This window comes from Microbacterium sp. DWRC1-3, from assembly GCF_049896645.1.
Taxonomy (GTDB): Bacteria; Actinomycetota; Actinomycetes; order Actinomycetales; family Microbacteriaceae; genus Microbacterium; species Microbacterium maritypicum.
The window spans coordinates 2,611,328-2,625,269 of record NZ_JAFCUS010000001.1; the positions used below are offsets into that span (position 1 = coordinate 2,611,328).

Genomic DNA, 13,942 nt, shown 5'->3' on the forward strand with positions numbered 1-13,942 from the left:
GTCAGTTCCTTCCTGCAGATGCGAGGGCATTCATGACCGCGTCCGCCTCGGGTTCCACCGCGGTCCATCCGAGCGATGCGAGGAACTCGCGATCGTCATCGTCGAGTCCCCAGGCGGTCGCGACGCGCTCATCCTCCCAGACGAACGAGAACGGGATGCCGTCGCCCAACTCGAGTCCCATCTTCGGGATCGGAACGCCGGGGGCGGCGGCGAGTGCGGCGATCAAGGCCTTCTCCGCTGAGGTGGCGCCCTCGGCGAGGGTCTTCCATTCGATGCTGACGTTCGCGAGCGGGAAGTCGACGTGCCCGAGCATGTCCGTCGCGGCGGTGTCGGCTCCCGCATCGACGACCTGCGACAACGCGAGGATCTCGACACCGCTGAGATCGTTTCGCCAACCGATCACGTTCGACAGATGCAACCAGAGTCGCCATACGTCTGTGAAACCCTCGGCGCCGACAGCAGCGTCGCGGTCGTCGATGATCAGGGCGAACTCCGATGCGCCCTGATCGCCCATCCGAGTCGCGTGGATGAGAGCACCGCGATCCACGACCCAGCTCATCGAGTCGTCCGAAGGCGCAGCGGCAGCCCCGCGCATCATCGCGGATGCCGCATCCACGGGCGTGACGTCGGGCGCCGGGCTGCCGGCGCTCCTCGTCATCATGGGGAGAGCACGAGCGATCTTGTCGCGGCGCTTCGCCTCCCCGGCCGGGTCCTGCATCCACTCCATGAGCGTCGTCAATGGATCGGCGTGGAGCCGGTCGAGCTGCACCAGCGGAAGCTGATACATCGGAGCGATCCGCTCGGCGAAACCGGGGTCGATCCAGTCGCGGGGCAGCGCGTCGTCGTCCTGCAGATCAGCCCATGTCACCGCGAGCACCCGGTGTCCGCCGTTGCGGGCGAGTGCCCGCTTCTTGGCATCGTCGGCCAGACGATTGTGCAGGATGCTGGCGTGGAATGCCTTCCCGTCCGTGTAGATCGCGATCGGTTCGGCTCCGCCTCCGTGCTGCTCGAGGACGAAGTCGGGCTTCGTGAATCCAAGCGACACCTGCGGGCTCAGCTTCCAGATGCGCGCGTCGCCCGGGAAGCTGACCTGGACCTTATTGCCCCAGTCTCCGGGCTTCTCCTTGACGGTTCCCCCGAGCTTCTGGGCCCGCTCGATGAAACGCATCCGGAACAGCTGCTCGATCGTGGACTCGTCGAGCACGACTCCCGGGTCCTGCTCGACGGGCACGAATGGGTGGAGCTCACCGTCGGTGCCCACGCGCAGCAGCTTCGCGAGCGCCTGCTCGGCGCTCGCACGCGAGACGACGCTCGTGTTCCCGCTCGCATACGGCAACAGGCACCGATGGCAGGCGGCGCGCTGCTCACCGCGGCATTCACAGTCGCGGACGATCCTCCACGCCGTCGACAGCAGCTCGAGCATGCGTTCCGGATCGGCGAGTTCGGCGAGGTAGCCCGTGCCGCCCGGCACTGCATCATGCACGAGGAGGGACTCTGCGGTGGTGTCGTCACCCACGGGCTCGATCGTCGAGATGACTCGAAGATGATCGGGGTCGCCGCCCATGACCTCACGCAGCCCACGCATCAGCGCGGCCGCCAGGCTCGGCACGGCGAGCGAGTCGCCGAGCGTGATCCCGATGGGGAGACGCAGGAATGTCCCCTGCGTGACGAGCGTGCGGCTGAGCGCGAGAGCGATCGTGTGCTCCCGGGTCTCCCGGCGCCGAGCGCACCACGAACGGTGATCGCTCGGGCGATTTCCACCCGATTGCGAATCCTGCTTGCCGCACGTGTCACACACACGGAACAGCGGAGCGTGATGTTCCCGACCGGCGATGATCCGTGCCTCGCCGCCGGCGCTCTGTCGCCCGAGGTTGAGCCATCGGATCGTAAGGTCGCGCGCGTAGGTGACGCCGAAATGCGTCTCGTCGTCGAACCAGCGCCTGGCCACGCCTGCCGGGTCGAGATCTGCAGCGACCTGAACGGTGAAGCGCGTGCGGCGACGCTCGTCGCTGCGGTCGCTGATCGATGCCTCGTCGCGCCGCGCGATCGCCGACACCGTGTCGAGTTCGACCACGCGAAGTCGCTGGGCGACGTCGTTCAGTCCCTTCGCACCGCACCGCGGACAGGTGTTCAGCCCGTCGCCCGCCATGAGGTTGCGCCCATGGCCGCATCGTGCGCAGAACGCCCACTCCTGCACGGCCTCGCCCCCAGGGCCGAGATCGACGGCGTCGATCTCGATCTCCAACCCCTGGGCGTAGAAGTAGGCGCCGGGCGCGAGCTCTTGAATCGCGATCGAGGCGCCGCGCTGATAGGTCACGGGATCTTCCTGCCAGGTTCCGGTCTCGGGGTCGACCCACGAGATCGCCGCGTCGAGCGTCACGGAATCATCGAGCAGAGTGTAGTTCGGCAGCAATCCGAATCGCTCGAGTGACGCGACCCAGTGGTCGGTGTGTAGCTCGTTCAGCTGACGGCCCAGCATACGGTGGGTGATCCTCGCGGTGCGGAGAGCCTCGTCGGCATCAGGCTCGAGGCCGAGATCTGCGGCGGCTTCCAGATCCGGGATCGCGTCGGCGATCTCCTTGCGGCGGAAGGTCAGAACGTCGATCTGCTTGTTCCAGCGCTGTACCGCATCGCGCACCGTGTGGGCGAGTGGCGATGTTCCGCCACCGCTGACGGGCGCCGCGAACGCACGCAGCCGCTCGGCCGTCCTGGGCGCGATCCCGGGCAGGGTCGCGAGGAACTCCTCCACGTACTGCTCGTGATGGCCGTCCGCGTCGTCGATAAGGTCACCGAGGAGGGTGCCGCGTTCGCTGGACGCCAACACGTCGTGCGTGTCGGTCTGCGTCAACAGCCCGGCCCCGGTGCGTCGGTCGAGCAGAGACGCGATGTATTGCCGCTGGACGATCTCCTGGGCGTCGAGATAGGTGGCTGGCGGGCGGACTGCGCCGTTGATGACCGACAGCGGATCACCCATGCGGGGCAGCTGGTCGCCGCGACCGGTGACCGTGGCGATCGACAGTGCGTTGCCCGTGAGGCGTCCGGCGCGGCCGACTCGCTGCAGGTAAGATGCCACCGTTCGTGGCAGTCCTGCGAGCATCACGGTCGACAGGTCGCCGATGTCGATGCCCATCTCGAGGGTCGGGGTGGCCACCAACACGTTCGGTGCGGATGGGTCTTCGTCCGAGGACTTGAACGCGTTCTCGTACGTCAATCTCAGATCGTCGTCGAGAAGACCGGTGTGCTCGCGGGCGACGACACGCCGCATCTGCCCCTCGTCGTACAGGCCGCGGTAGTAGTTCTGACCGGTCTGCGCCGTGCGCAGCCTGCCGGGGCATCGTGCCGACATGCACGGCCCGTCGCGCAGGGTCGCCACAGCGGAGGGAAGCCCCGTGATCGGGTTCTGGCAGACGTCGCAGACGAGACGGGTGTGGCCGTCGGAGAGCTCGGCGTCGGTCACCGGGGCGACGATCACGGATGCCGGGGGGATGGCGTAGACGGTGGCGGAGCCGGTCGCGATGTTCATCGCGTGCAGCAGCCCGTCTTTCGCCAGAGAAGCCAGCAGCGCGGCAGTGAGTGTCGACCCTTCGGCCGCCGTGACCGAGAGCGTCTTGCGCGCCCACGTGGCGAACCAGCTCTGCGATGACGACACCACGTCGAGGTGTGTGCGGTGCCCGTCCGTGCCCGTCGGCGCATGGGGTCCGACGCGCGGGAAGGCAGGCGCCTCTCGCCCGGGTGGGAACGCAGGCATGCCTGTCCCGCGGGGTCGCCCGCCCGACACGTTCCAGCGACGACCGTCTTCGGCGATGTACTTCGCGAACCACTCGTGCTCGACGGCACCGCGTTCGCGCATGCGCTCCAGCACGCCGCGCACCCAGCGCAGCACGGTCGCCGGATCCGCGTCGGCAGCCGACAGCCCTTCGAGGGTCTCCGAGCCTCGGTCGACCAAAACCTTCCGGCCCAGTGCCTCGAGTTTGGCATCGGAAGCGTCGACGCCTGCCGCCAGACTGCCGGTGAGTTCGAGCGTGCGTCCGATGCGGGAGTGCAGTCCGAACTCCATCGCCACGTCGAAGAGCAGGCGTCGGTTGATCCGTGTGCGCACCTGGGTCGGCACTTGTCGCAGGGTGTCGCTCGACCAGAACGGCGCGAAGTCCTCGCGCTCCACGAGCTCGGGAGCCACGAGGCGATACCGGGCGTCGGGGTCGTCGCCTGCCTGCTGCACCATGCGGGTGACGATCTCGTCGAGCGGGGCAGGCTGATCGCCCACCGCCTGCCGGATGGCGTTGCGCAGCGCGAACACGTGTGCACGGCTCTGCACGAATCCGGCCCGGTGCGCGGCATCCTGCACGCTGTCGGTGAAGATGAGGGCCTTCTTCTCCGCACGGTCGAGCTGCGCGTCGCCGAAGAGCGTGGTCACGATCACGCTGAGCATCGTCGCCATGGCCGACCCGAGGAAGCGGATGCCGTCGCGGCGCTGACATGCCGGACACACGTCGTCGCGCGAGTCGTCGCTCGCGTCATCACCGGTCAGATTCAGGACCGGCAGGTGGACCGCCGTGCCATCGTCATCCTCAGGGTCAGTCGCCGAGACGCGACGCAGCTCGGGATCGAACCAGGCCAAGCCCGCGACGGGAGTACCGGCCTCGAAGGACTCGGCTTCGCCGGGAGCGTGCAGCAGTGCTCGGAAGCGACTGCGCGTCTCGCGTGAGGCGTGGTTGCGGCGGATGCTCTCGTCGTCGGCCGAAAGTTCGTTGCCGGTCGGTGCGAGCTCGACGCCCCAGCCGCTGCGACCGCAGTGGCGGCAGTAGATCGCCGGGAAGACGGCGAACTCACCGTCGTCGAGCAGGGCATCGCTCGGCCCGTCATCCGACCACGAGAATCGCACGATGGGGGAGGCGGCCCGGTCGATGCGGGTCAGTTCGCGAACCCAGAGATTGAGGTCGATCGACAATGCAGCCCGGCCGACTCGTGCGCGCACATGGCTGAGCATCGCGAAGACGCGGGTGAGGAAGGTGCGTCGCACATCGCGCCGTGACTCGAACGTCTCGTCGGTCCCGAGGCCGCGAGGCAGCAGCTGATCGGCGAGATCGTCGATCGAGATCGCCTTGTCAGCGGCCTGCGCGATGGAGTGGATCAGGGGGTGGGCAGCGACGCTCGCGAGGAGGTCCTCATCCGGTAGATCCGCCCATTCGACGTGTGTGTAGGCCGCGTCAGGATCGGTGGATGCCGGGTACAGGCGGTCGAGCACCGTTGCGGCGATCTCCGCCGAGGATGCGTCGTCCGCGATGTCGGCCTCGGCGACAACCGTGGCGAGAGCATTGTTGATGCCGGCCGCCGGGGTCGTGGGAACCCGGCCGGCGGCGCGGGCGTTCTGGATCCACAGGCGGGCCGACTGCCGGGTCTCGGTCACGACGCTTCCAGAGTCGAACGGTCGGCCGAACACGGTCTCCGCGAACGCGAGCATGCCCGACGGGTCGCCGTCGTCACCGAGGGTCGCGCTGGTCGCGATCGGTGTCACGTCACCCAGGGGGAAGGCCTCGAACTCGGCGTCGAGAGGTCGCGCGTCACCGCGTGAGCGACGCAACGCGAGCCCGAGCCGTCGCAGCAACATCGCGACGTCAGTGCCCTGCGCGCCGTCGTAGGTGTGGAACTCGTCGAGCACCAGGTACTGCAGGCCCTGGCTCATCGCCCCTACGAGTGAGCGGTCGGCCGGGCGCAGCAGCACCTGATCGAGCATCTTGTAGTTGGTGAGCAGGATGTCGGGCGGATCGTCGCGAATCGTCTCGCGGTGGTTGATGAGGCCGTCGTCGGTGACTCGTGTGCGCTTCGCACCCGCTTGTTCACCGGTGTAGAGCGCTGCGCGTACGCCCTTGAGGGCATCGTGTCCACGGATCATCTCTGCGATGCGCCGCGCCTGGTCGTTCGCCAGTGCGTTCATCGGATAGAGGATGAGGGCCTTCACGCCGTCTGCGCCCGCGGCCTTCGCCCGCAACACATGATCGAGGATCGGATACAGGAACGCCTCGGTCTTTCCCGAGCCTGTTCCGGTGACGACGAGTGTCGGAAGGGGATGCTCCTTCACCGATCCGTCGGGTTGCTCTCCCATGTTCGAGCTGCTGAGACGACGGAACGCATCGGCCTGGTGGCCGTATGGCGTGTGGCCCTCGTACCAGTCGAGTGTCTCTCGCCATCCGTCGTCTGCCGCACGAAACGGGATGCGCGCCCGGACGAATGGGCCGCGGAAGATGCCAGCTCCGGGATCGGTGAGGAATTCGGTGAGTGAGCGTTGAGCGTCGACATCCGACAGTGCGAAGGTCGTGGTGAGGTAGTCGGTCAGGGCCTCGCGGATCTGCACCGCCTCGCGCGAGGGCAGCAGTTCGCTCATGAGCGCTCCTGCAGGATCTTCTCGAAGTGGGCGTAGGCCTGACGCATGTCGGCCTCACGGTCGAGCGTGACGAACGGCAGCTCGTACTCGTAGGTGTTGCCCGAAGCGTTCGTCGCGGTTCGCTCCTCCTGTGAGATCGTCTCGCCCTTCTGGTGCCACACCTTCAGTACCTCGATCGGGACAAGGCGCCCGTTGGCGTCGTAGAAGTAGGTATTGCGGTCGTAGCCGTAGAGGACGGCGAACTGCGTGCGGTAGATCGTGCAGAGTTCATCGGCGGTGATGCCGAGGGAGAGCGCGACGATGGCGTCGATCTCGACCTGCGCCTGGCGGCGGTCGGATGCTCGTCGGAGGGGGACATCGGGGTTCCAGTTCACTGGCAAGTCGCCGAGGCTTTCGCGCCCTTCATATTTGATGCCGCCAGTCCAAGCGAGTTGGGCATCGTTGGCTTCTGCGATCGCGAGTTGGTAAAGCTCTGCATGCGCTTCGGTCAGACACTGAAGCCGTGCCATGCGCAGGCGGGCCTGATCACGCAGGCCTGTCTCCCATACGTAAGGAAGGCGGCGAATCGTGCTGATCGGGATACCGCTCTTGGGTGCAGCTCGAACGTTCAGGTCGGCGATGAGCGTCGAGGTGACGATAGCGGCGTCCAGGACTGCCATATCCGAGTGCGGCGTTCCGGCCGAGGAGACACCGTGAATATGAGCGGCACCAGGAGGAATGATCGCGGAGATGAGCGTGCGCTCCCCGGTGTTGGCGGCCATTGCCCGCCAGGCGATGCGGTAGTGGTCGCGGGCAGGAACTCGGTCCGGGCTCCAATGCGTGTAGGCGGCGTCATACTCGGCGCGCGGTTTGGCCGGCTTGTAAGAGGTGACGGGCATGGCATTCGGCGCGAGCGTCTCCATGTCGATCGGTGACCAGTCCTGATTGTGGAGCATCGTCGAGTTCGGAGACTTGTAGAACGGGTTGCCGACGAACAGGTGCGGGCCCTGCAGGATCGCCTGATCCCACGACTCCACCTCGCCCCATTCCACGTCGAACATCCCCTTCTTGCGATCGATGCTCTCATCCCAGCCGCGTGAGAACTCGAGCCCGAGTGAGTCGAGCCGGGGAGCGTCGGCGAGCTTCGCCAGCACGGCCGCTGTCGCTCGGTTGACGGCGTAGACCATGCGACTGTGGCGGACCGGGGTCTCAGCTTTTTCCAGTAGCGCGTGCCAGGCTCCGAGCACGGCGTCATCCACACGGGTTATCCGGCCCGAGTGTGGTCGGAGATCCCAGCGGCCATCGGGGTCCTTCAGGCCCGGCTCGGGTCCGGAGCCGTCGTGGCGTAGGGACTTCAGCACTGTGTCTGGGTGATATAGCCACGCTGCGTTCAAGAAGCCGGGTTCCCGGATAGCACCGAAAATGCTGATGCCGTAGTGCTTGTGATCCTCGATTTCGAATAGAAGTAGTTCATTGACGAAGTGCCAGTGCCGCCGCAGGCGCACATACGAGGCTTCTCGGAAGATTCCTGCCTTCTCGTCGGTGAGATGGGTTTCATAGTGGATCAGTGCGATGGAGCCGAGTTTGCTGATATTGCGCCACGTCAGCTCCATGAAGCACCGGTAGAGATCCGGCTGCAAGCCCGCGAGGTGGGGGAAGAGGATCGGAGAACCGACGAACGCGGCGGTGCACGCGACATCTGCGGTGCCGTCGACCACCAGATCACGAACCCCATCTATCGCAAGTGTCTGCTCGCGCTTGGCTTTCACTTCTGTCTGCGTCGGTTTGACGGCAAGCTGCCACCACGGGTCGCCCTCTGCCAGGAGCGCATCGACGTCGGAACGGGGCCGCACCCACGGCGGGTTTCCGACTTGCAGATCGAAGCCACCCTGCGCGAACACGCCCGCGTAGTCGAGCTCCCAGTGGAAGAAGCCGTTCGCGCGAGCGATGTTGCCCGACGCTCGCAGCCATGCGTGATTCACCAGGGCGTCGTCGACACTCTCCACCTGGGCAAAGCCGAGCTCGACTTCCTCGGCGGCGTCGAGGTCGTGCCAGTTCGTCGGCAGCCCCAAGGTCTGCGCACCTTCCGACGCGCGCTTCGGAGCCTTCACCTCGGCGTGCACACCGAGGAGGGCGGTGAGGCCGTCGAGCCACTCGTCGAAGGTCGGCGGTGCTGCACCGTCCGTCAGCGAGTCGGTCAGGGGCCAGAACCACATCGCGCACCAGGCATCCATCACCCGCCGAAGGCGCTGGTACGCGCCGTTCGGATCTTTCAGGAAACGCTCGATCTCGTCGCGTGTGATCGCAACCGCCGAATGTTGAATGTCACGCGGGTCGTTCCACAGCGTCACCTCACGACGCACCTGCGACTCTGCGATCTCCAGCCGACGCAGGGTGAACTGCCACAGCACCTCGACGCGATGGCTCAGACCGAGCAGACGATCGAGCTGCTTCTTCGACGGTTTCCTGCGCATCTCGTTGCGCCAGATCCGGAGCTTCGCGTGTGCGTCGGGCGTCAGCTCCTTGCCCTCCTTGGCGTCGACGGCTGCGCCCCAGCCTTCGGCGGGCAGGAGGAAGTGGTGGATCTTGCCGCTCGTCGCCGAGCCGATCCGGTCCTCCCGCATGTCGTCGACGAGCGAGGCCACCGGTACATCTGTCGGCACGTCCTTGAGCCACGCCTTGTCGGTTACCTGCTGCGACGAGTACACCGCTCGCCGGGCACCAATGAGCGAGTTACCCCGCCGCAGGCGTAGTCCGAACCACGGCGCCTGCAGCCCGTCGACCATGGTGTCGAGCCACAGCGAGATCTCGGCGAGTTCAACCGCGGTCGCGTTCAGGTCGACCCCGTACACCTGATGCAGGGCGATCGCAGCTTTGGCTTTCTGCAGCTCGCGCGGGCGCTCGTCGGGGTCGATGCGTTCGCCGACCTCCTGCTCGCGCCGGCTGAGGTACTCGTCGGCGAGCTGACGCACCGCCTCGATCGCGAACGCGCCCGAGCCGAGTGCGGGCTCACACACGCTCAGGTTGAGGATCTCTTCCGCCGACGTGGTGCGACCGTCCTGATCGAGCAGCTCTTCCAGCGCCTGGCCCACCACGAACTTCGTCAAGACTTCCGGGGAGTAGTACGAGGCTGAGGTCTGACGCTCGCGGCCGGAAAGGCGGAAGACGAACTCCCCTCCCCGATACCGCCGCTGCACCCGCTCGTGGGTGATCGGGTCCTCGGCCATCACGAAGTGCTGCTTCGCGATATCGTGCGCCCGTTCGACGGGCACGACCCACGAGCCCTTTGACGAGTCGCCGTCCTTCGCCACCTCGAACAGGTCGGTCTCGGCGAAGAAGCCGCTGTACGACATCAGGCCCTCGTACACGGCCCCGAGCTGGTTGATGCCCAGGTCGGCGTACGAGATGAAGCCGCGATCTCCGCCCTTCTTGGTCCGCTCCTCACGAGTGAGCAAGAGGAGCGAGAGCACGCGCTGCAAAGCTCCGTCGCCGAGTTTCGCCGCATCGATCAGGGCGACGGACTCTCGTCGGAACAGATCGGCGCTCAGCGGATGGAACTCGAGTCCTTCGGGGAGATCTGCCTCGTCGGCAGTGGTCGACTTCTCATGTCCGGCGTCGACGAGGCGGAACAGGGTGTCGAGTGACCCGTGCAGGTGAGTGCGGTGGCGGGACTCCTCGCCGAGCTCTACCAGCACGAGCTCGCGCAGCCGGTCGAGTCCGTATCCCAGGGCGTACTCGGGTGCCCCGACGGGAAGCACGCGCAGTTCGGGCGATGCTTCGGCGAACAACAGGAACAGCACGCGATAGAGGTATCTCAGGGACTGCCGGGCCAGGGTGTTCGCCTCGCTCGCGGGCAACGGGTCGAGTCCTTGTGCGGCACGGCGGCGCACGACCTCGTTGGCGATGATCTCGATCGACTCCCGCACGCCGTCACGGAGGTCCTTCGAGACACCGACGGTGTGCTTGACGGAGTCGTCAAGCGTCTCGGTCCACCACGTGGTGCCGTCGACGTCGGGTGAGACCGACTCCGCGGCGAGCGCAGCGACGGCACGATCGAGCTCGCCACCGCGCTTCTTCACTTCGTTGCGGTCGAGCACGAGCTGCAGATCGACGGCGAGGTAGCGCCCCTCGGCCCAGCGCTCGCGTTCGACGACGAGTGCCTTCGCCCCGCTCAGCACGACAGCGAACGCCGGTGCGTCATCACTCGTGAACAGCCATGAGAGAGCTCGCGCCACCGACATGACCTCGTCGGTTTCGTCTTCCGGCAGGAACGGCTCGAGAAGTGTCGGCTTGTTCTTCGACAGAAGGTCGACCACGTCGGCGACGGGGCGAGCGAAGACAAGGGCCGCCGAGACCTCGGTGGCGTCCTTCGGAGCGAGCAGCGTGATAGGACCGCTCGTCTCGCGACGCCAGCGAGCATCCTCGTAGCCGAGGGCGGTGGCGAGGGGCGCCAGGACATCGCTGCGATGGCGGGCGGCATCGACCTCGATCCCCGCATCGCCCTCGGCATCCGTGTCGACTGTGGAGAGCAGCGCCGTGAGTGCGGCCCCCGCCGCCGCGAGGCGTGACCGCGGCGTCTTCTCTCCTTCGCTCTCGCGCTCGTCCCAGTCTTTGCGGCGCGCGATGACCCGCCCCTGGAAGGACTGCTTCGCAGACTCGGTGTTGAAGTAGTGCTCGCTGATCCAGTCCTCACCGACGATGAACGCATCCGATGGCATCTCAGGCCTCCTCAGGGACGACGACGAGCAGGGGGCGGGCGAGGTGTCGCGAGGGAAGCATCGAACGCGCTGTGCGTTCCTCGTCCTTCACCGCGGAGCGCCGACCCTTGAGGTCCGCACGCTGGATGAGATCTCCCGACGTCTCGATCCACGACTCCACGCGCTGTGACCATTCGTCGACGCGTCGGCGTGCGTCCGCCGCCGCGGCCTCGGTTGTCACCTCGAGATGTGCCACGGCTCGGTCCACCGCGCGCGGGATGAGATCCTGGTGCGCCTCGACATCGTCGATCGCACCCGGGTTCGTATGGGCCGAGGTGATGCCGAGGTCTGCGAGCGCCTCTCCCGCACTCGCGTAGGGGTGGATCATCCCGCCCGCGACCGTCACGAAGCTCGTCGCGATCACCTGGCCCCGGGCGTTGCTGAGGGTGCCGAGCAGCAGCACGGTCGGCACCGGTACGTCACCCCGCACGACGAAGACCTCGTTGCGCCCGAGCTTCGCGAGCACGCGGTCACCGGCCCAATCGAGCACGGGATGCAGTGGCCCGAGGTAATGCGTGTCGGGCCACAGGCTCTGTCGCTCCGCGGTGTCGTCACGCGCGTCCTTGAGTGAGGCCTTGGCCCGGGTCTCGGTGGTCGCGAGCTTCATGTCGCTGAGCACCTTGCGCTCCTGCAGGTAGCTCTGGGGCAGGACGGTCAGTCGTTGTTTCAGGTCGTCTGTCGGGCTGAGCTCGACCATGCCGTACCCGGAGTGCACCTTCCAGTCCACGCCGCCCGCACCGAGATTCTCTGCGGGTGTCTCGAATACCTCGTGCAGGGCAGACTGCAGGTAGTCGGCATCCGACTCGAAGAGGCCGGTGGTGCCACCGTCATCGACGGTGGCGGAGACCGCGGTGGGGGTCGACTCGGAATATCCCTGCAGGAACGCTCGCCACGGGTCATCGGAATCGCCCGTCACATCGGAGACTCCCGGGACGACCTCGTCGATAGGGTTCCCCTTCATCAGTGCCTGCTCGATCGCCTTCTCCTCGGCTGTGACGCTGTAAGCGCCCATGAGAACGGCGGCGTCGCCGAGTGCGCCATGAGCTTCGTTCTCGCGTTCGACGAGTCTCTGCAGAACCCGCATGTCACCCGAGAAGCGTTCATTCGACGGGCTCAGCAGCAGCGTGGTGATCTGGGGTGGGTGCTGCTGACCGTAGCGGTCGATGCGGCCGTTGCGCTGCTCGATGCGGATGAGGCTCCACGGAATGTCGAAGTGGATCAACTCGTGGCATTGCGAGTGCAGGTTCACCCCTTCGGAGGCTATGTCTCCAGTGATCAGAACTCGGATAGGTGACGATGACTGCTTGAAAGACTCGACGACGGCCTGCTGCTCGACGTCGGACAGGCCGCCGTGCAGGATCTCGACCTGTTCGTCCTTCAGCTTGAGATGTTCACGAAGGCGAGACTGCAGCCAATGGAGGGTTGCCACCCGCTCCGAGAAGATGACCACTCGTTCGGCCGAACCACGCGCGATGCCGATCTGCTTGAGGTACGCGACCAGCTTCGTCAGCTTGGCCGACTCGCCCTCGGTGCTGTCCCTCGCCAGGGTTTCCAGCCTCCGGAGTGCGTCGAGCTCGCGGTCCTGCTCGAGCGTGCGCGTGTCGCCGAGAGTGCGGATGCGGTTGCGCACCGACTCGAGCAGAGCCGGTGGGCTCGACAGGTACGCCTTCGCAAGCGTCCAGGGGAACAGCCCCTTGTTGTCACCCGAGTAGGGGCTGCGCACCTGCGGGTAGAGCCAGACCTCGGCGAGTTCGTCGGCGACGGCATCCTCTGCGGGTGACGCGGCGACGACCAGATGCTGCAGCTCCTTGCGCTCCGCCCACTGATCGCCGACCTCACGCTTGACCTCGTCGGAATAGCGGTGTCGCCGAATCACGAGGCGATCGAGTGCCTGCGGATCGACGTCGCCGTTCGGCGACACCGCGGTGGGCTCGAGCAGGCGGATGAGCTCGGCGAACGACTCCTTGCGGCCGTTGTGCGGCGTCGCCGACGCGAGGATGAGGGCCTCGGTGTTCGGGGCGAGCACGCGGGCGAGGGCGTTGTTCTTGGTGACGCCGGTGAGGTTGTGCGACTCGTCGATGACGACCGCATCCCACTGCTGCCGGCGCAGGTGATTCAGGTAGCGGTCCTGCTTGAGAGTGTCGACCGAGATGATCACGCGCTTGTAGAGGCTGAACGGGTTGCGGGTGGCGGGCAGTTTCTGACGCACACGCTGGATGCCCACCGAGTCGAGGCGCACGAACGGCAGTGCGAAACGGGTCCACATCTCGAACTGCATCTGTTCGAGCACGTGCTTCGGGGTGACGATGAGGATGCGCTCGCCGCGTCCTCGTCGCACGAGCTCGGAGAGGATCATGCCGATCTCGATCGTCTTGCCCAGCCCCACCGTGTCGGCGAGGAGGACGCGAGGGCGGAGCTGTGCCGAACTCAGAGCCTTGCGCACGGCGCTGCGCTGGTAGCCGAGGGTGTCGGTGAGCATCCGCGTCGAAACCGACAGGTCGCCCTCGCCGAGCGGGAGAGGCGTGCGGCGCAGGGTGGACTCCAGCCACAGGCGGCTCTGCCGGTGTCCTGGGGATGTGTCGGAGCGAAGCCGCGCGGCGCGTGGATCGAGCGGCACGATGTCGTCGAGGCCTTCGTAGAAGGCAGCACGGGTGTCACGGACCAGCTCGGAGAGTCCGGTGACCTCGACCAACAGGCCATCACGCGTCGGGGACGCGTTGGTCACGAGCCAGTCGGCGTCGCGAACCGTGACGATCGAGCCCGGAGCCACATTGAGCGTGCTCGAAGCGGCATCCTGATGCGATGTCTGCACGACGCCGTACCT

The 13,942-nt window shown here is 66.5% G+C and carries 3 protein-coding genes; all 3 read right to left on the bottom strand.

The features are described from left to right. Nucleotide 1: 1 nt before the first annotated feature. Genes ACP699_RS12640 through ACP699_RS12650 form a run of 3 tightly spaced genes read right to left on the bottom strand, consistent with a single transcriptional unit; the run spans nucleotide 2 to nucleotide 13,930 of the window. Nucleotides 2–6,382: a DEAD/DEAH box helicase gene (locus tag ACP699_RS12640; RefSeq protein ID WP_426171484.1), complete on the bottom strand. Its 6,381-nt coding sequence runs from the start codon at nucleotides 6,380–6,382 to the stop codon at nucleotides 2–4. Further along, nucleotides 6,379–11,079, bottom strand: coding sequence for an Eco57I restriction-modification methylase domain-containing protein (locus ACP699_RS12645; protein ID WP_426171486.1), 4,701 nt, complete (start codon nucleotides 11,077–11,079; stop codon nucleotides 6,379–6,381). Before ACP699_RS12645 ends, ACP699_RS12640 begins: the two co-directional genes overlap by 4 nt. A 1-nt stretch (nucleotide 11,080) precedes the next feature. Then, on the bottom strand, nucleotides 11,081–13,930 hold the full coding sequence (locus tag ACP699_RS12650) for a helicase-related protein (protein ID WP_426171488.1): 2,850 nt from the start codon (nucleotides 13,928–13,930) through the stop codon (nucleotides 11,081–11,083). Between the last annotated feature and the right edge of the window lie 12 nt (nucleotides 13,931–13,942).